The sequence below is a fragment of the Microbispora hainanensis genome (assembly GCF_006874475.1).
GTDB lineage: Bacteria > Actinomycetota > Actinomycetes > Streptosporangiales > Streptosporangiaceae > Microbispora > Microbispora hainanensis.
Genome location: NZ_VIRM01000019.1, coordinates 73,838 through 91,873 on the forward strand (window position 1 = coordinate 73,838; position 18,036 = coordinate 91,873).

General features: G+C 71.1%; 15 protein-coding genes. 8 read left to right on the plus strand and 7 right to left on the minus strand.

Going from position 1 to position 18,036, the window contains the following annotated elements; all coding sequences use genetic code 11:
- The first annotated feature begins 58 nt into the window (after positions 1 to 58).
- The 3 genes from FLX08_RS17460 to FLX08_RS17470 are packed head-to-tail and all read left to right on the plus strand — an operon-like array spanning position 59 to position 3,746.
- Entirely contained in the window at positions 59 to 1,396 is a 1,338-nt protein-coding gene (locus FLX08_RS17460; protein WP_142619926.1) for an MFS transporter, read from the plus strand.
- The gene (locus FLX08_RS17465; RefSeq protein ID WP_208761512.1) at positions 1,396 to 2,730 is read left to right on the plus strand and encodes a 3-hydroxybutyrate oligomer hydrolase family protein; all 1,335 of its coding nucleotides are present in this window, start codon (positions 1,396 to 1,398) and stop codon (positions 2,728 to 2,730) included. Before FLX08_RS17460 ends, FLX08_RS17465 begins: the two co-directional genes overlap by 1 nt.
- Complete coding sequence (locus FLX08_RS17470) at positions 2,727 to 3,746, plus strand: alpha/beta fold hydrolase (protein ID WP_142619927.1); 1,020 nt, start codon at positions 2,727 to 2,729, stop codon at positions 3,744 to 3,746. Before FLX08_RS17465 ends, FLX08_RS17470 begins: the two co-directional genes overlap by 4 nt.
- Positions 3,747 to 3,760: 14 nt before the next feature.
- Here FLX08_RS17470 and FLX08_RS17475 read toward each other — a convergent pair whose 3' ends face one another.
- Both FLX08_RS17475 and FLX08_RS17480 read right to left on the minus strand, forming a co-directional pair.
- A complete protein-coding gene (locus tag FLX08_RS17475; RefSeq protein WP_142619928.1) occupies positions 3,761 to 5,725 on the minus strand; it encodes a glycosyltransferase family 2 protein in 1,965 nt (654 codons plus the stop codon).
- A gap of 81 nt (positions 5,726 to 5,806) precedes the next feature.
- Positions 5,807 to 6,502 carry an aggregation-promoting factor C-terminal-like domain-containing protein gene (locus FLX08_RS17480; RefSeq protein ID WP_244312709.1) on the minus strand — a complete coding sequence of 232 codons (696 nt, stop codon included), beginning with the start codon at positions 6,500 to 6,502 and terminating at the stop codon, positions 5,807 to 5,809.
- 270 nt (positions 6,503 to 6,772) lie between these two features.
- Between FLX08_RS17480 and FLX08_RS17485 the strand changes: the two genes are divergently transcribed.
- From FLX08_RS17485 to FLX08_RS17495, 3 genes are read left to right on the plus strand one after another with little or no spacing between them, the layout of a single operon-like run.
- Complete coding sequence (locus FLX08_RS17485) at positions 6,773 to 7,447, plus strand: response regulator transcription factor (RefSeq protein WP_142619930.1); 675 nt, start codon at positions 6,773 to 6,775, stop codon at positions 7,445 to 7,447.
- A gap of 7 nt (positions 7,448 to 7,454) precedes the next feature.
- Positions 7,455 to 8,900, plus strand: coding sequence for a sensor histidine kinase (locus FLX08_RS17490; protein ID WP_142619931.1), 1,446 nt, complete (start codon positions 7,455 to 7,457; stop codon positions 8,898 to 8,900).
- On the plus strand, positions 8,897 to 9,538 hold the full coding sequence (locus tag FLX08_RS17495) for a hypothetical protein (RefSeq protein WP_142619932.1): 642 nt from the start codon (positions 8,897 to 8,899) through the stop codon (positions 9,536 to 9,538). The genes FLX08_RS17490 and FLX08_RS17495 overlap by 4 nt, the downstream gene beginning before the upstream one ends.
- Before the next feature lie 3 nt (positions 9,539 to 9,541).
- On the opposite strand, the gene phoH2 is transcribed toward FLX08_RS17495, so the two are convergent.
- From phoH2 to FLX08_RS17515, 4 genes are all read right to left on the minus strand, one after another.
- A complete protein-coding gene (gene phoH2 / locus FLX08_RS17500) occupies positions 9,542 to 10,852 on the minus strand; it encodes an RNA 5'-3' helicase PhoH2 (RefSeq protein WP_142619933.1) in 1,311 nt (436 codons plus the stop codon).
- Between the two features lie 246 nt (positions 10,853 to 11,098).
- Entirely contained in the window at positions 11,099 to 11,860 is a 762-nt protein-coding gene (locus FLX08_RS17505) for an isoprenyl transferase (protein ID WP_142619934.1), read from the minus strand.
- Positions 11,861 to 12,045: 185 nt separating this feature from the next.
- Positions 12,046 to 13,986 carry a phosphoenolpyruvate carboxykinase (GTP) gene (locus tag FLX08_RS17510; protein ID WP_425280627.1) on the minus strand — a complete coding sequence of 647 codons (1,941 nt, stop codon included), beginning with the start codon at positions 13,984 to 13,986 and terminating at the stop codon, positions 12,046 to 12,048.
- Between the two features lie 280 nt (positions 13,987 to 14,266).
- Complete coding sequence (locus FLX08_RS17515) at positions 14,267 to 14,785, minus strand: hypothetical protein (protein WP_142619935.1); 519 nt, start codon at positions 14,783 to 14,785, stop codon at positions 14,267 to 14,269.
- Positions 14,786 to 14,860: 75 nt separating this feature from the next.
- Between FLX08_RS17515 and FLX08_RS17520 the strand changes: the two genes are divergently transcribed.
- Together FLX08_RS17520 and FLX08_RS17525 are read left to right on the plus strand one after the other, a co-directional pair.
- Complete coding sequence (locus FLX08_RS17520; RefSeq protein WP_142619936.1) at positions 14,861 to 16,381, plus strand: DHA2 family efflux MFS transporter permease subunit; 1,521 nt, start codon at positions 14,861 to 14,863, stop codon at positions 16,379 to 16,381.
- Complete coding sequence (locus tag FLX08_RS17525; RefSeq protein WP_142619937.1) at positions 16,359 to 16,991, plus strand: acyl-CoA-like ligand-binding transcription factor; 633 nt, start codon at positions 16,359 to 16,361, stop codon at positions 16,989 to 16,991. Before FLX08_RS17520 ends, FLX08_RS17525 begins: the two co-directional genes overlap by 23 nt.
- Here FLX08_RS17525 and FLX08_RS17530 read toward each other — a convergent pair.
- Positions 16,988 to 17,968 carry an NADP-dependent oxidoreductase gene (locus tag FLX08_RS17530; protein WP_244312710.1) on the minus strand — a complete coding sequence of 327 codons (981 nt, stop codon included), beginning with the start codon at positions 17,966 to 17,968 and terminating at the stop codon, positions 16,988 to 16,990. The two genes, FLX08_RS17525 and FLX08_RS17530, sit on opposite strands and share 4 nt — an antisense overlap.
- Positions 17,969 to 18,036 lie beyond the last annotated feature (68 nt).

The window sequence follows — 18,036 nt, forward strand, 5'->3', positions numbered from 1 at the left end:
TAGGAGTGACCTCGGTCACTGCATACCGTGTGCGGAACCCCCCATCGGAGGAGTTCCCATGGCAAACACCCCCCCTGCACGGATCGGAAAGGTCGTCGGGGCCAGCCTGATCGGCACCACCATCGAGTGGTACGACTTCTTCCTTTACGGCTCGGCCGCCGCCCTGGTGTTCAACAAGCTCTTCTTCCCCACCGAGGACGAGCTGACCGGCACCCTCCTGGCGTTCCTCACCTATGCCGTCGGCTTCGTCGCCCGGCCCCTCGGCGGGCTGGTCTTCGGCCACTACGGCGACCGGCTCGGCCGCAAGCGGCTGCTGGTCATCAGCCTGCTCATGATGGGCGGGTCGACGTTCCTCATCGGCTGCATGCCGACGTACGCCGCGCTCGGCGCCGGCGCGCCCCTGCTGCTGACGGCGCTCCGCCTGGTGCAGGGCTTCGCCCTCGGCGGCGAGTGGGGCGGCGCGGTGCTGCTGGTCTCCGAGCACGGCGACCCCCGCAACCGCGGCTTCTGGGCGTCCTGGCCGCAGGCCGGCGCTCCCGGTGGCAACCTGATCGCCACCGGTGTGCTGGCGCTGCTGGCCGCGGTGCAGTCCGAGGAGGCGTTCCTCGCCTGGGGCTGGCGGGTCGCGTTCCTGCTGTCCGGCGTGCTCGTGCTGATCGGCCTGTGGATCAGGCTCACGGTCACGGAGTCGCCGGTGTTCCAGCAGGCGCTGGAGCGGCAGGAGGCCGCGCCGAAGGCCCCCATCGTCGGCGTGGTGCGCCACCACTGGCGCGACGTGCTGGTCGCCATGGGCGCCCGGATGGCCGAGAACGTCTCCTACTACGTCATCACGGCGTTCGTCCTCGTCTACGGCACCACCGCGGCGGGCCTGCCCAAGGGCACCGTGCTCAACGCCGTGCTGATCGGCTCGGCGATCCACTTCATCACGATCCCGCTGTGGGGCGCGCTGTCGGACCGGGTCGGCCGCAAGCCGGTCTATCTTCTCGGCGCCGTCGGCGTCGGGCTGTGGGCCTTCGCGTTCTTCCCGCTGATCGACACCAAGAGCTTCTTCCTGGTCACCGTGGCGGTGACGATCGGCCTGGTGCTGCACGGCGCCATGTACGGCCCGCAGGCGGCGTTCTTCTCCGAGCTGTTCGCCACCCGGATGCGCTATTCCGGCGTGTCGATCGGCTACCAGCTCGCCTCGATCGCGGCGGGCGGCGTGGCCCCGCTGATCGCGGTCGCCCTGCTCGACGCGTACGGGTCGAGCGTGCCGGTCTCCGTCTACGTGGTGGCGGCGGCGATCCTCACGATCATCGCGGTGGTCGCCTCCAGGGAGACCCGCGACCGCGACCTGTCCGCCATCGAGCCGACCTCGGGCGCCGCGCACGCCGCCGCGATCGTGAAGGAGGCCTGATGCGCTCCGGTTCCGTCCTGCTGGCCGCACTGGCGCTGGCCCTCCCCCTGGCCGCCGCCGTCCCGTCCGAGGCCGCCGCCTGCCCGAACGTGACCGTGCCGGGCGCGCAGAAGCAGGTGACCGCCTGCCTCGACGACCTGACCACGAAGGGCACGCTGGTCTCCGGGCACACCGACCAGTCGGACTGGTCGGGCCTCAACTCCCCCGGCGCCGTCAACCCCAGCGGGGTGCCCGGCCTGCAGGTCGACGGCTACTTCCCCGACACCTCCACGGGCAACACCAACCACGGCTGGAACCACGACGCGCAGTTCGTGATCCGGCTGCCGAAGAAGTGGAACGGCGGCCTGGTCGTCGCCGGGTCGCCCGGCAACCGGGAGACCTACGCCAACGACTTCACGATCTCCGACTGGGCGCTGGCCAAGGGCTACGCGTACGCCGCGACCGACAAGGGCAACACCGGCGTCGAGTTCTACCGCGACGGTGTGCGGCCCGGCGACGCGGTGGCCGAGTGGAACCGCCGGGTCAGCGAGCTGGCGGTCGCCGCCAAGGCCGTCGTCAAGCAGCGCTACGGCAGGCCGGCCCGCACGACGATTGCGGCCGGGCAGTCCAACGGCGGCTACCTGGTCCGCTGGCAGATCGAGAACCGTCCCGACCTGTTCGACGGCGGCGTCGACTGGGAGGGCACGCTCTTCACGGCCGACGGGCCCAACCTGCTGACGTTCCTGCCGCCCGCGCTGCGCGCGTACGCGAAGGGCGACACCGCCGGGGTGGCGGCGGCGGGCTTCGCGCCGGAGTCCGACTTCCTGTGGCCGTTCCACTACCAGTACTACTGGGACCTCACCCAGCGCCTCTATCGCGAGGAGTTCGACCCCGGCTACGACGGCGACGCCGAGGCGGGCACGCCGTTCTGCGCGTCCGGCACGCCCGGCTGCGACACGGACTACGACTACGCCTCCAGGCCCGCCGCGGTGAAGCAGGCGATGGCGCGGGTGAGCCTCACCGGGAAGATCAAGCGGCCGCTGGTCATCGTCCACGGCACCCTGGACACGCTGCTGCCGATCCGCGAGGATTCCGACGTCTACGCCAAGATGATCGGTGATCGGCACCGCGACCGGCTGATGCGCTACTACCGCTTCGAGGGCGGCAACCACGTCGACAGCCTCTACCCGTCGTTCCCCGACCGGCTGCGGCCCCTGCTGCCGTGCTTCCGCAGCGCGTTCACCGCCCTGGAGAAGTGGATCGGCACGGGCACGCCGCCGCCCCCGAACGCCACCCTGCCTCGCCCGGCCTCGGGCGACCTTGAGAACACCTGCACCTTGGGAGCGACACCATGACCCTGCCGATATCCGCCGAGCGCGTCAGCACGTCCCGTCTGACCCTCAACGTCCTGTCCATTCCGGGCTCGGCGGGTGACCCTGTGGTGTTCGTCCACGGCAACGTCTCCTCCAGCGCGTTCTGGCGGTCGACGATGACCGCGATCGCGGCCGAGGGCTTCCGTCCGTACGCGGTGGACCTGCGCGGCTTCGGCGAGACCGACCCCGAGCCGGTGGACGCGAGCCGGGGCGTGCGCGACTACTCCGACGACGTGCTCGCGCTGCTCGACCGGATCGGTCCCGCGCATCTCGTGGGCTGGAGCCTCGGCGGCGGGGTCGTCATGCAGGCCCTGCGCGACCGGCCCGACGTGGTCCTCAGCGCCGTCCTGGTCAACCCCGTCTCGCCGTACGGCTTCGGCGGCACGACGGGCCCGGACGGCGTGCTCACCAGCCCCGACGGCGCGGGCTCCGGCGGCGGCGCGGCCAACCCCGAGTTCGTGGCCGCGCTCCGGGCGGGCGACCGGTCCGACGGCTCCCCCGTCTCGCCCCGCGCCGTGCTGCGCGCCACGTACGTCGCCGCCGGGACCGACCTGGGCGAGGAGGAGGACGCGTTCGTGGAGTCGATGCTGTCCACCCGGATCGGCGACGACCACTACCCGGGCGACTCGGCGGCCTCGGACGCCTGGCCGAACGTCGCGCCGGGCAAGCGGGGCGTGCTGAACACGATCGCGCCGACCAATTTCCGGATCGACGACCTGCACGAGATCGACCCGAAGCCGCCCATCCTGTGGATCAGGGGCGACCAGGACGTGATCGTCTCCGACACGTCGCTGTTCGACCTCGCCCACCTGGGCGCGATCGGCGCCGTGCCCGGCTGGGACGGCACGCCCGCCCAGCCCATGGTGGCCCAGACGCGGGCCGTGCTGGAGCGCTACGGCGACTACCGGGAGGTCGTCGTCGAGGGCGCCGGCCACGGCCCGCACCTCGACAGGCCCGAGGAGTTCCGCGCGGCGCTCCTCGGCCACCTGCGGGGATAGGCCCGCGCGGATCGCTACCGGCGGTCGCGCAGGACGCGGACGGCGATGCGCCGCAGCAGTGAGGGGCCCTGTGGCGACGCTCCGGCGGGCAGGACGTGCACCTGTCCGCCGCGGCGCACCGTCAGCCCGAACAGCAGGTCCACGTCCTTCTGGTCGACGCGGAGCGCGGGCCGCCAGGATCCCGGGCCGAGGCAGTCGTCCCCGCCGATCCGGCTGACCGGCACCCGCGCGACGAGCTGACCGGCCACCCGGCCGGGGATTCCCGGCTCGACCAGCGCGGGCACGATCATGCTGCGCCCGCGTCCGTCCTGCTCGCGCAGCACCAGCTCGGTCGGCGGCCCGCCGCTCGGCGGCACGTACGGCACGGGCACGACGACGAAGACGTGCCCCTCCTGCCTGGCCACGGTGGCCCGCGACGAGACCAGCGCGATCGACTCGGGGAACGACTTCGGCTCCACGCAGACGCCCAGCTCGCCGCGCTCGGACCAGCACGGCACGACGAGCCGCCTGGGCTCGCCGGCGAGCGCGCCCGCGCAGCTCATCGGCAGGGCGGGGCGAGCCACCCGGGTGCGGCCCGTGTGCACGCCCCGCATGCGCACGTGGATCTCCCACAGCCCGGCGGGCAGCGGCCGTCCGAGGGCCGCCGCGCCGGCGTCGAGGCGGGCCTGGCCGTTCACCCACACACGCACCTGGCCGCCGTGCTCCTGGTCGCCGAGGCTCGCGCGGCCCACCGAACAGGTGACCGGCAGCGAGTGGACCACCCCGGTCTCCGCATGGCGTACGCAGACCTCCACGCGGGCCCGGCGCACCGCGTCGGTCACGTCGGCGCCCTCGTCGTCGAGCAGGCCGTCGAGCAGGCCCTCGACCCCGGGAGGCGGCGTCCACAGCAGGCGGTCGCCCCGCTGCCGCAGCCAGAGCGGGGCGCCTCCGGCCCGCAGGATCTCCACGCTCAGGTCGAGCATCAGCACGCCCTGGTCCCAGCGCAGCTCCCGCAGCTCCGCGCTGAGTTTGGCGCCCCGGGACGCCTCGGCGAGCGCGACCAGCGCGTCGAGGCGGTCCAGGCGCAGCAGCGCCGCACGGGCGCGCAGGTGCGCGGGCAGATGGGTGTCGAGCGCGGCGGGAAAACGGTCGAGGGTGAAGCGGCGCAGGAACGAGAACAGCACCATGCGCTCGTCGGGCTCGGCGGCGAGGAACCGCGCGCCCGCGAGACGGCGCAGGCCGAGCGTCCGATACCAGTGAGCCTGGATGCGCTCCCGCTGCGGTCCCGGCTCGGTGTAGGCGTCCACCACGTCGAAGATCGCGTTGAGGCCGTCGAAGAGCGCCTCGGCGTCGGGCGTCTCCTCCTCCGCCGTCCCCGGCGACGGCGGGCCGAGGTGGCAGCAGATCTCGTCGGACAGCACGGCGATCACCTTCGCGGCGAGGTACGCCCTGGTCACGAACGCCTGCTCGGACAGCGGCCGGTCGGTGAAGCGGAGCTGGCAGGTCTCCAGGAAGTCGCGGCTGAACAGCTTGTGCGCCGTCGGCAGCGCGAGGAGATGGTCGCGCAGCACGTCGGCCCGGTCGCGGTCGCGCGAGAAGGCGGCCGGCGGCGGCCCCTGGCCGGCGAGCCTGCCGATCAGCACGTCGGCGTCGGTCTCCACGGCCCTGTCGTACATCCGCTCCAGGGCGTGCGGCTCCAGCCGGTCGTACTGGCCGATCAGGTAGACGTACTCGCCGCGGGCCACCGACAGGCCGACGTTGCGCCCGCGCGCGGGCGAGCCGCTGTTGTCGAGGTGCAGGACCCGCACGTTGTCGCGTTGCTCGGCGATGGCGTCGAGCCGCCTGCGGGTCCCGTCCGTCGATCCGTCGTCGGCGAAGACGACCTCGTACTCATCCGGCGGCAGCGACTGCTCCAGCACCGAGCGCACGCACGCGCCGAAGGCGTCGTTCGACAGCCCGGGGTTGGACACGGGCATAACCACGCTGACCTTCACACCCATGAGGCCAAGCGTGCAGTGCGATCCCCGTCGTACGCGCGGGCTTGCCGAAAGGTCGAGAAACCCTGACCAGAGTTTCGCGGTTCAGTACCAGCCGGTGGACTGGGAGTGCCCCCAGGCGCCGCAGGGCGTCTTGTAGCGGCCGGAGATGTAGCCGAGACCCCATTTGATCTGGGTCGCGGGGTTGGTCTGCCAGTCGGATCCCGCGCTCGCCATCTTGCTGCCGGGCAGCGACTGGGGGATGCCGTAGGCGCCGCTGTAGCGGTTCATGGCCCGCTCATTCCAGTGGCTCTCCTTGTCCCACAGGCGCTCCAGGCAGCCCCACTCGGCGCCGGACCAGCCGCGGGCCGCGGCCATCTCCTTGCCGATCGCCTTGTTGCTGCCGGGGTCGGGCGTGGAGCCGGGCGGGAAGTTGGCCGGGTTGAAACCACCGCCGCCGGGGGCCTTCTCGGCGATCTCGACCGGGTCGAGGCCCTTCTTCCGGCCCTCGCGGGTGCTTTCCAGCCGCTCCTTGCGCAGCGCCTGGACCGCCTGCTCCTTGAGGATGTCGGTCTCGGGGTCGGGCGCGTTCGGGTCGAGGGCGAGGAAGCTGTCCGGGCCCAGCACCTGCTTGGGCGCGCTGCTGTGCTCGATCGAGGTGCGGACGACGAAGGCCGTCCCACCGGCGAGCACGGCCAGGCTGACGGCGAGGATCGCCATCCCCTTGGGGGTCAGCCGGCCCGACCCTGGGCGGCCGCCGGTTCCCCGCCGCGAGCGGGCGGCGCGGGGACGATCCTTCAACTGCTGACCAGAGCTCACGGCTTATGAGCTTGCCCTGTGGTGGGGGGTGCTCCGCAACCGAATCGTGGTACCTGTTTGGTGACGTCTTGACTCGACGGCCGATCACATGGACTTTCCCCAACAATGTGATTTTGATCACACTTTGCGCCACAGGGAGGGGCATGGGTGCCCGCGCACCAGCCTGCTCCCGCTTCTTGATGATGACGTGCGGACGAGGTCACAGGGCTGTGACAAATAGGGAATTGGTGAGGTTCGCACCATAATGACCGAGTGGCAGGCATCCTCCTGGTCGAAGACGACCCCTCGGTCCGCGCCGGACTCGAGCTCGCGCTCACCCGGCAGGGCCACTCGGTGACCGCGTACGCCACAGGCGAGGAGGCCCTCGAACACGTACGCTCCCGCCGCCCCGAGATCGCGATCCTCGACGTCATGCTCCCCGGCATCGACGGAGTCGAGGTGTGCCGCCGCATCCGCAGGCTCGACCCGCTGCCGATCATCCTGCTCACGGCCCGGGGGGACGACCTCGACGTGGTGGTGGGGCTGGAGGCCGGCGCGGACGACTACGTCGTCAAGCCCGTCGAGCCCCGGGTCCTGGACGCCCGCATCCGCGCCGTCCTACGCCGGCTGGAGTCCGCCTCACCCGACCGCCTCACCTTCGGCGACCTCATGATCGACCGCGGAGCCCTCAAGGTGAGCCTCTCGGGCAAGGAGATCCACCTCACCCCGACCGAGCTGCGCCTGCTGCTCGAACTGGTCCGCCACCCCGGCCAGGTGCTCAACCGCCGCTATCTCCTGCGCGCCGTATGGGACCACACGCACGTGGCGGACTCGCGGCTGGTCGACGCGTGCGTGCAGCGAATCCGCGCCAAGATCGAGCCGGTGCCCGCCGACCCCGTCTACATCCACACGGTGCGCGGCTTCGGATACCGCTTCAGCCCGCCATGACCGCGACATGACCTGGGTGCCCACCGGGTTGCGGGCCCGGCTGGTGATCACCTTCCTGCTGGTGGCGGTCACCGCGTCCGCCATGGTCGCGGGCCTGGGCTACCAGATCATCCGCCGGGGCATGCTGGACCGCGCGGAGCGCGCCGCGGTCGCCGACGTACGGGAGACGCTCTCCAGGATCACGCTGCCGATCGGTGCGAGCGACGTGGTCTGGCCGAGCGACACCACCGTCACCGACCAGGACCTCGGCGAGGTGGTGCAGGCGCTGGAGGCCCCGGAGCGGACCGTCATCGTGACCTACGGCGACCACCGGAACTCCAACGCCGGCGCCAGGTTCACCATGGCCGACGTGCCCGACCAGCTCCGCTGGCAGGCAGCCCGGCGGCTCGTCTACCAGAGGGCGGTGCTCAGGGACCATCCGTGGCTGATCGTCGCCACGCAGATCCAGCGGGCCACCCGCGACAACGTGCTGCGCCCGACCGGCCTGACGGCCTACGTCTTCGTGCCGCTCTCGGACGAGGAGACCGTGCTGTTCCGCCTCAGGACCGCCCTCGCGCAGGCCGGAGGCATCACGCTCGTCCTGGCGCTGACCCTGGCCCTGCTGTCGGCCCGGCGGGTGCTGCTGCCCGTACGGCGGCTGGGCGCGGCCGCCCGCGCCCTCGGCGCCGGTGAGCTGCACGTCCGCCTCCCCGTACGCGGCAGGGACGAGCTGGCGGAGCTGACCGCGACGTTCAACGAGACGGCGGCGGCGCTGGAGGACAGCGTCTCGGAGCTGCGGACGCTGGAGTCGATGTCGCGGCGGTTCGTCGCGGACGTCTCCCACGAGCTGCGCACGCCGCTGACCGCGATGACCGCGGTGACGGACATGCTGTCGGAGGACGCCGAGGACCTGCCGGACGACGCCGGGGAGGCGGTGCGGATCGTCGTCCGCGAGATCGACCGGCTGCGGGTGCTGGTCGAGCACCTCATCGAGATCAGCCGGTTCGACGCGGGCGCCGCCACGCTCCGCCGGGAGACGGTCGACGTGGGCGACACGCTGGCCGACTGCCTGGAGGTGCGGGGCTGGGCCGACCGGGTGAAGCTCACCGTACCCGTCGGGCTCACGTTCTCGCTGGACGCCCGGAGGTTCGACGTGATCGTCGCCAACCTCGTCGGCAACGCGCTCAACCACGGCGCGCCTCCCGTGGTGGTGGGCGCGCGGGTGGCGGTCGGCGGCGAGCACCACGGAGCGCTCGAAGTGAGCGTGCGCGACCACGGGAGCGGCATTCCGGAGCAGGTCCTCCCCCATGTCTTCGACCGCTTCTACAAGGCCGGCACCGAGCGGGCCAGGAGCGTGGGCAGCGGTCTCGGCCTCGCCATCGCCAAGGCCAACGCCGAACTGCACGGCGGCTCGATCAAGGCCGAGCGGTGCGACCCCGGCACCCTCTTCCGCGTCTGGATCCCGAAACCATGAGCCGCGGACGGACCAGACGCGCGGCCGCGGCCCTGCTCGCGGGTCTGCGTGCGGGGCTGCGCGCGGGACTGCGCGCGGGACTGCGCGCGGGACTGCGCGCGGGACTGCGCGCGGGACTGCTCCCGGGACTGCTCATGGTGTCGGCGGCCTGCGGGGTCGCGCCGACCGGGGTGATCGACGCCGGTCCCGCCCCGGTCATCAGCGGCACGCCCACCCTCGTCACGATCTACCTGCTGCGGGACGGCCGGCTGTGGCCCACCCGGGTCGCGGCGCGCTCGCCCCACGTCAACGACGTGCTCGACGCGCTGTTCGCGGCCAGCGGGCGGACGCCGAACCAGCTGTCCACCGCGCTCACCGGCCTCACGCTGGCCCAGGTGCAGCTCGTCAGGTACGCCCCGGACGCCGGCAGCCGCAACGACCCCGACAACACCCTCAGCCTGCGCGTACGGCTGTTCGTGAGCGGCTGGAAGATCACCAGGACCGCCATGGCCCAGATCACCTGTACGGCGCGGCTGCGCCCGGAGATCTGGGCCGTGGAGATCGCTCACGCGACTCCCGACAAGAACGGCCCCCTGAAGGTCCACACCTGCCGGGAGTTCTGGGATCTGGCCCCCAGAGACGGCCAGCTCCCCCCGTGAGAATTACAGCGTGATGTTCTCCAGCATCTCCGTCACCAGGGCGGCGATCGGCGACCGCTCGGACCTGGTCAGCGTGATGTGGGCGAACAGCGGGTGGCCCTTGAGCTTCTCCACCACGGCGACGACGCCGTCGTGCCGGCCCACCCGCAGGTTGTCGCGCTGGGCGATGTCGTGGGTGAGCACGACCCGCGAGTTGGCGCCGATGCGCGACAGCACGGTCAGCAGCACGCCGCGCTCCAGCGACTGCGCCTCGTCCACGATCACGAAGGCGTCGTGGAGGGACCGGCCGCGGATGTGCGTCAGCGGCAGGACCTCCAGCATGCCCCGGTCGATGACCTCCTCGATCACCTCCGGAGACGTGACCGCGCCCAGCGTGTCGTAGACCGCCTGGGCCCACGGGCCCATCTTGTCGTTCTCGGAACCGGGCAGGTAGCCGAGCTCCTGGCCGCCCACTGCGTACAGGGGGCGGAAGACGATGATCTTGCGGTGCTGACGGCGCTCCAGCACCGCCTCCAGCCCCGCGCACAGCGCCAGCGCCGACTTTCCGGTGCCGGCCCGGCCGCCCATCGACACGATGCCGACGTCGGGGTCCATCAACAGGTCGAGCGCGATCCGCTGCTCCGCCGACCGGCCGTGCAGCCCGAAGACCTCACGGTCGCCCCTCACCAGACGCACCGACTTGTCGGGCAGGACGCGGCCGAGCGCGGAGCCGCGGCTCGACAGCAGCCGCAGGCCGGTGTGGCACGGCAGCTCGCGCGCCTCGTCGATGTCGGCGCTGCCGGCCTCGAAGAGGGCGTCCATCTCCTCCGTGGTGACCTGGAGCTCCGCCATGCCGGTCCAGCCGGACTCGACCACCATGCCGGCGCGGTACTCCTCCGCCGCCAGGCCGATGGACGCCGCCTTGACCCGCATCGGCAGGTCCTTCGACACCAGCACCACGTCTTTGCCCTCCGCCGCGAGGTTCTGCGCGACGGTGAGGATGCGGGTGTCGTTGTCGCCCAGGCGGAAGCCCGCCGGGAGGCAGGACGGATCACTATGGTTCAGCTCGACCCGGATGTTCCCGTCGCCGATCGGCATGGGCTCATCCAGCCGTCCGTACTGCACTCTGAGGTCATCGAGGAAGCGCAGCGCCTCCCGGGCGAAGTAGCCGAGCTCGGGGTGGTGGCGCTTGGCCTCCAGTTCCGTGATGACGACGATCGGGACGACGACCTCGTGCTCGGCGAAGCGGCTCATCGCCGCCGGGTCGGCGAGCAGGACGGACGTGTCCAGAACGTAGGTGCGGGATGTGGACGGGTTGCTCGAGGACACTGCCACGCGTTCTCCCCCGGGCGCCTGAGGTGGGCGCCCTGCCTTGACTGGTGGTGAACGGACCGGGCCCGTGACCTGCGAGAGCAGACCGGGGCTCCGGCCCTCCTCGCATGGTGGTCGCGCAAGGACGGGCCCTCTCCCGAGGTGGTGGCCGCCGATCCCCTCGACGGCCGCTCAGCTACCACGTTACGTAACGAATCTCCCCAGCCCAATAGGTTTTCGCTGGTAAATAGACGCTGGTCACGTACCGTCTCAGGAGCCGTACCGACGGTGCCGTGCGGCGTACGAGCGGAGCGCCCGCAGGAAGTCGACTCTGCGGAAGTCGGGCCAGTAGGCCTCGCAGAAGTAGAACTCGGAGTGGGCGCTCTGCCAGAGCAGGAATCCGGAGAGCCGCTGCTCTCCCGAGGTCCGGATGACGAGATCCGGGTCGGGCAGGCCGCGCGTGTAGAGATGCTCAGCGATGTGCTCGACGTCGAGGACCTCGACGAGGTCCTCGATGCTTGCGCCCTTGCTGGCATGCTCCTGGAGGAGGGAGCGCACCGCATCAGCGATCTCACGCCTTCCTCCATACCCAACGGCAACGTTCACAATCAGGCCCGGACGATGCGATGTGGTTTCTTTTGCGTGTTTGAGGACACGAGCCGTGTGATCGGGCAGAAGGTCGAGCGAGCCCATGGGGTTGAGGTGCCATCCCTCGTCCACGAGATCCTGGACGAGGTTCTCGATCACCTGGAGCAGCGGATCGAGCTCGGCCTTGTCCCTGGACAGGTTGTCGGTGGAGAGCAGCCACAGCGTCACGTACTCGACCCCGGCCTCGCGGCACCACACGAGCAGCTCGGAGATCTTGTCGGCGCCCTTCTGGTGGCCCCGGCTGACGTCCCGCAGGCCCATGGCCCGCGCCCACCTGCGGTTGCCGTCCACGATCACGCCGACGTGGCGGGGAATCTGGTCGGAGGACAGCTTCCGTTCGAGCCTGCGCTCGTACAGCTTGTACACGAGATCGCGCATGCTCATGCGACCCTCTTCCTCGCGACGATGGGCTCGATCACCAATTATCGCGGGCGAACCGGCATGCCGTGCCCTCCTCGGACCTGGCGGCCCGCCGGGGCGGCGCACTCCGGCGCACCCCGGCGGGCACCGGCGGGCACCGGCGGGCACCGGCGGGCACCGGCGGGCACCGGACGAGCCGCCGGACCGGCTCAGCCGAGCCGCTGGGCTGTGTCGAGCCGCTGGGCTGTGTCGAGCCGCTGGGCTGTGTCGAGCCGCTGGGCTGTGTCGAGCCGCTGCACCAGGGACCGGTACTCGTCCCACAGCTCCTCCGGCATGTGGTCGCCGAAGGTCTCGAAGTGGGGCGGGATCAGCGCGGCCTCCTCGCGCCACACCTCGGGGTCGACGCTGAGCAGGAGCTCCATGTCCTCGGGCGCGATGTCGAGACCCTCGGTGTCGAGCGAGGCCGGCAGATTGCCGATCGGCGTGGGCACGGCGTCGGCCACGCCGTTCAGCCGGTCGACGATCCACTTGAGCACCCGGCTGTTCTCGCCGAAGCCCGGCCACAGGAAGCGGCCGTTCGCGTCCTTGCGGAACCAGTTGACGTAGTAGATCCTCGGCAGCTTCTCCGGGTCGGTCATCCTGCCGATCTCCACCCAGTGGGCGAAGTAGTCGCCCATGTTGTAGCCGCAGAACGGCAGCATCGCGAACGGGTCGCGGCGCAGCTCGCCGACCTTGCCCTCGGCCGCCGCGGTCTTCTCCGAGGCCACGTTCGCACCCAGGAACACGCCGTGCTGCCAGCTCAGCGACTCGGTCACCAGCGGCACCGCGGTCGCCCTGCGGCCGCCGAACAGGATGGCCGAGATCGGCACCCCGGCGGGGTCCTGCCACTCGGGTGCGATCGTCGGGCACTGCTCGGCCGGCGTGGTGAACCGGGCGTTCGGGTGGGCGGCGGGCTCCGGGGAGTCCGGCGTCCAGTCGCGGCCCCTCCAGTCGATGAGGTGCGCGGGCGGCTCGTCGGTGAGTCCCTCCCACCAGACGTCCCCGTCGTCGGTCAGCGCGACGTTCGTGAAGATGCTGTTGCCCCACAGCGTCTCGATCGCGTTGGCGTTCGTGGACCGCCCGGTGCCGGGCGCGACGCCGAAGAACCCGGCCTCCGGGTTGATCGCGTAGAGCCGGCCGTCGGGGCCGAAGCGCATCCAGGCGATGTCGTCGCCGATCGTCTCGACCTTCCAGCCTGGGATCGTGGGCTGGAGCATGGCGAGGTTCGTCTTGCCGCACGCCGACGGGAAGGCCGCGGCGACATACCTCGCCTCACCCTGCGGCGGCGTGAGCTTGAGGATCAGCATGTGCTCGGCCAGCCAGCCCTCGTCGCGGGCCATCACGCTGGCGATCCGCAGCGCGTAGCACTTCTTGCCCAGCAGCGCGTTGCCGCCGTAGCCCGAGCCGTACGACCAGATCTCGCGGGTCTCCGGGAAGTGGCTGATGTACTTGGTCGTGCTGCACGGCCACGGCACGTCGGCCTGGCCGGGCTCCAGCGGCGCGCCCACCGAGTGGACGGCCTTCACGAAGTCGCCGTGCTCATGGTCGCGCTTGCTGCGGCCCTCGTCGGCTCGTGCCTCGCTCTCTCGGGCCTTTCGCGCCGCTCCGCGTTCCTCGATCAGGCGTAGCGCGTCCTCGCCCATCCGGGTCATGATCCGCATCGACACCACCACGTACGGCGAGTCGGTGATCTCGACGCCGAGCTGCGAGATGTTCCCGCCCAGAGGGCCCATGCAGAAGGGCACGACGTACATCGTGCGGCCCCGCATGCAGCCCTTGAACAGCGTGGCGAACGTGCGGCGCATCTCGTCGGGCGCGATCCAGTTGTTGGTCGGCCCGGCGTCCTCCTCACGCTCCGAGCAGATGAACGTGCGGTCCTCCACACGGGCGACGTCGCTCGGGTCCGAGGCCGCGTAGAAGCTGTTGGGACGCTTGGCCAGCCGCGTTAAGGTGCCCTGCTCGACCAGGAGGTTGGTCAGGCGCGTCCATTCGGCCTCGGAGCCGTCGCACCATTCGATCCGGTCGGGCTGGGTCAGCTCCGCGATCCGGGTCACCCAGGCCGCCAGATCGCTGTGACTCGTGGGCGTGGGTACCTCTACTGAAATGGACACGGGGGCGGCTCCTTAATCTCTCAGGGCCAGAGCATCATCGGCGAAGAATGGCCTCCGAATCCAATTGGAGTAGACCATCGTGTTTCCACTCCGTTAAAACGGCGCCATTCTCGGCTTCACGGCTCCGGATGCCATCAGCCCAGGCAGTGGCCGTGATGTTGTGGGACCTTACCCACTCTGACCCTGTTGAAAAAACGACGCTCTTCCCCTTGCCCGCCACACCGTCCTTACACATTGGTATAGGCCAATCCGACTGGTCCAGACCTTTCGGCGAATTGGTTCAGTCCAATCCGCCGGGGCCCTCCGCCCTGATCCTGTCGACGCGCTGGAGGGCATCGCGCAGGTCAGCGAGCCAGCTGTCGGTGTGCTTGCCGACGAGCCGGACGCACCAGGCCAGCGCGTCGCTGCGGCTGCGCGCGACACCCGCGGCGACCAGGGTGTCGAGGACCTGCCGTTCCGGCTGGCGCAGCCGGGTCATGACGGGGACGGAAAGAGTGGTGAACATCACTGTCTCGTCGCCCAGGACGACGCCCCAGGAGACCTTGCGGCGGAAGCGGTGCTCGGCCTCCCTGGCGATGTCGATCCTGCGCTCGCGTGTCTCCTCGCGGAACCGCTCGACGTACCCCTCCATCGCCGCCGCACGCTCCGGACCGGGGAGCCCTTCGGCCACCGACAGCGGCGGAAGCGTGCCCAGCACGGTGATCTCCTCGCGGTCCACCACGACCTTGGGGGTCTCGGCGAACCAGTCGTCCGGCAACCGGCCGGCGAACCAGGCGCTCAACTGTTCTTCTGAATGCATGTAATCAACATTACATCGCCATCTCGCGATCGCCGAGGTTGACAGTAGCTACTTTTTGAGAGTTACTTTCAAATTATGGCTACTCTCACTTCTCGATGGTGGGCGCTCGGCGCCCTCGTACTCAGCGCCCTGGTCATCGGCATGGACGCGACCGTGCTCAACGTGGCGCTGCCGACGCTCGCGGCCGACCTGCACGCCTCGACCGGCGACCTGCAGTGGATCGTCGACGCCTACCTGATTCCGTTCGCCGCGCTGATGCTCCCGGCGGGCGCGCTCGGCGACCGGTTCGGGCGCAGGCGCCTGCTGCTGGCCGGGCTCGCGGCCTTCGGGATCGCGTCGGTGGCCGCGACGTACGCGGGCGGCACCGGCGCCCTGGTCGCGGCCCGCGCGCTGATGGGCGCGGGCGGCGCGGTGATCATGCCGCTGTCGACCTCGATCCTGCCGGTGGTCTTCCCTCCGGGCGAGCGCGGGCGCGCGATCGCCGTGTGGACCGCCGCCATGGCGCTCGGCCTGCCTCTTGGCCCGGTCGTGGGCGGCTACCTGCTCGACCACTTCTGGTGGGGCTCGGTCTTCCTCGTGAACATCCCCATGATCGTCATCTCGATGGCGGCGGTGGCCGCGTTCATCCCCGAGTCGCGCGACCCCGCCGCCCCGCGGACCGACCTGCCCGGCGCGCTGCTGTCGGTGACGGGCCTGGCGGCGCTGGTCTACGGCGTCATCGAGGCCCCGGCGCGTGGCTGGGGCGACCCCCGCGTGCTGGCCGGTCTCGGCGCGGGGGTGGCGCTGCTGGCGGTGTTCGTCCGCGTCGAGGCCCGCGCGCGGCAGCCGATGATGGACCTCGGCCTGTTCCGCAGCCGGGTCTTCGTCTGGGGCGCGGCAGGCGCGACGTTCGTGAGCCTCGGCATGTCGGGCGTGCTGTTCGTCGTCCCCCAGCACCTGCAGGCCGTGCTCGGGCACGACGCCCTCGGCACCGGTCTGCGGGTGATCCCCATGGTGGCCGGGCTGATGGCCGGAGGGCTTGCCGGAGAGCGGCTCACGGCCCGCCTCGGGCTGCGCGTGGTCATGCCGGTGGGCCTGGCCGTGCTCGCCGCCGGGTTCTTCCTGGGCTCCGCGACCTCAGTGTCGGGAGCGTTCTCGGCGTACGGGTTCGTCGCGGCCTGGCTGGCCGTCCTCGGCGCGGGCGTGGGCCTCGCCATGGTCCCCGCCATGGACGGCGTGCTCGCCACGCTGCCCGAGGAGCGGTCGGGCTCCGGCTCGGCGACCCTGCAGACCGTGCGCCAGGTCGGCGGCGCGCTGGGCGTTGCCGGTCTCGGCAGCATGCTCTCGGCGGCGTACGCCTCGGGTCTGCCGAGCCAGGTCCCGGAGGGAGCGGCCGACTCGATCACGGCGGCGACGGCCCTGGCCGCGCGCGCGGGGGACGCCGGGCTGCTGAGCGCGGCCAGGGAGGCGTTCGTGGACGGCATGGACCTGGTCCTGCTGGTGTGCGGGCCCCTGTCGGTGCTGACCGCCGTCCTGGTGGCCGTCTTCCTACCGGGGAGTACGGCAGGGCGCGGGAAGACGGCAGAATCAGGGCATGAGCTCACCTCAGCGCGCTGACCGGACCTCGCCCGCCTCCGACCGCGCTGTCACGAGCCTGCGCGAGCGCAAGAAGGCCAAGACCCGCAGGACCATCCAGGAGCAGGCGCTGCGGCTGTTCGCCGAGCAGGGATACGACGCGACGACGGTCGAGCAGATCGCGGAGGCGGCGGAGGTCTCCCCCAGCACGTTCTTCCGCTACTTCCCCACCAAGGAGGACGTGGTCGTCCAGGACGACTACGACCCGATCCTGATGGAGGCGATCAAGGCGCAGCCGCCTGACCTGCCCCCGCTGACCGCCATGCGGGCCGCCTTCCGCACCGCCTTCGAGGCGATGGAGCCCGAGGAGCTCGACCGGATGCTCGCCCGGACCAAGCTGACCACCTCCGTGCCCGCCCTGCGCGCCCGCACGTTGGAAGGGCTGTACTCCACGATCGACATGCTCGCGGGGGCGGTGGCCGAGCGGTCGGGCCGCGACCCCCGCAGCGCCGCCGTACGGACGCTGGTCGGCGCGGTCATGGGGGTCATGCTCCCGGCGATGTTCACCTGGGTGGAACACGACGGCCGGACCCCGCTGCCCGTGCTGATCGACGAGGCCCTCGGCTACCTGGAGGCCGGGCTGCCGATCTAGTCCGTTTTGTCGGAAACCACCTGAAGGACCAGCTTGCCCTGGATGTGCCCGCGCTCGGCCCGCTCGTGGGCCTTCGCGGCCTCGGCCAGCGGGAAGACCGCGTCGATGCCGACGCGCAGCCGGCCCTCCTCCAGCAGGCGTCCCAGCTCGGCCATCTGCTTACCGTCCGAGTGGACCTGGCCGCCCCGGAACGTGATGCCCAGCCCGGCCGCGCGCTCCCGGTGATACTCCCCGTAGAAGACCGGGCTGATCACGCCGCCGGGCCGCAGCACCGGCAGGAACCGATGGGCGTCCGGCCCGCCCACGCTGTCGATGAGCACGTCCACGTCGCGCACCGCGTCCTCCACGCGCGTGGTCGTGTAGTCGACGAACTCGTCCACCCCCAGCTCGCGCAGGAACGTCTCGTGCCGCCCCGACGCGACCCCGATGACGTACGCGCCCTGCAGTTCGGCGAGTTGCACCGCGAAGTGGCCGACCCCGCCGGCGGCACCGTTGACCAGCACCCTGCGGCCCTCGTCGAGCTTGATGTGATCGAAGACGAACTGATAGGCGGTGAGCCCCGCCATCGGCACGGCCGCCGCCTCGACATGGCTGAGCGAGGCGGGCTTGCGGGCCAGGTGGGACGCCGGTGAGGTGGTGTATTCGGCGTAGCCCCGTCCCCCGTGCTCCAGGGCGGGAAACCGCACGAGCCCGAAGACCTCGTCGCCCTCCCGCCATTCGCCGACACCCTGGCCGACGGCGACGACGACCCCCGAGATGTCCGAGCCCGGCGTGTACGGCAGGGGGAACGTGGGCCGCATCTCCTCCGGGAGGTTCGAAAAGCCCGTGCGGGCGTACCAGTCGGGCGGGTTCATCCCGGCCGCGTGCACCCGGACGAGCACGTCCCCGGGCCCCGGCTCGGGACGGGGAACCTCCTCCACCGCCAGAACGTCCGGTTCCCCGGTCCTGTGCATGCGGACGGCCTTCATCGTGGGCATCGGTCCTCCTTGACGACCACTGGACGACTTCGATTCGGAGCGATGCTCCGGATAATAAGCGGAGCACC

Coding starts and splice junctions, on each gene's coding strand:
- FLX08_RS17460 (WP_142619926.1), top strand. CDS start 59: ATGGCAAACACCCCCCCTGCACGGATCGGAAAGGTCGTCGGGGCCAGC.
- FLX08_RS17465 (WP_208761512.1), top strand. CDS start 1,396: ATGCGCTCCGGTTCCGTCCTGCTGGCCGCACTGGCGCTGGCCCTCCCC.
- FLX08_RS17470 (WP_142619927.1), top strand. CDS start 2,727: ATGACCCTGCCGATATCCGCCGAGCGCGTCAGCACGTCCCGTCTGACC.
- FLX08_RS17475 (WP_142619928.1), bottom strand. CDS start 5,725: ATGGGTGTGAAGGTCAGCGTGGTTATGCCCGTGTCCAACCCCGGGCTG.
- FLX08_RS17490 (WP_142619931.1), top strand. CDS start 7,455: ATGACCTGGGTGCCCACCGGGTTGCGGGCCCGGCTGGTGATCACCTTC.
- FLX08_RS17495 (WP_142619932.1), top strand. CDS start 8,897: ATGAGCCGCGGACGGACCAGACGCGCGGCCGCGGCCCTGCTCGCGGGT.
- FLX08_RS17505 (WP_142619934.1), bottom strand. CDS start 11,860: ATGAGCATGCGCGATCTCGTGTACAAGCTGTACGAGCGCAGGCTCGAA.
- FLX08_RS17515 (WP_142619935.1), bottom strand. CDS start 14,785: ATGCATTCAGAAGAACAGTTGAGCGCCTGGTTCGCCGGCCGGTTGCCG.
- FLX08_RS17520 (WP_142619936.1), top strand. CDS start 14,861: ATGGCTACTCTCACTTCTCGATGGTGGGCGCTCGGCGCCCTCGTACTC.
- FLX08_RS17525 (WP_142619937.1), top strand. CDS start 16,359: ATGAGCTCACCTCAGCGCGCTGACCGGACCTCGCCCGCCTCCGACCGC.
- FLX08_RS17530 (WP_244312710.1), bottom strand. CDS start 17,968: ATGCCCACGATGAAGGCCGTCCGCATGCACAGGACCGGGGAACCGGAC.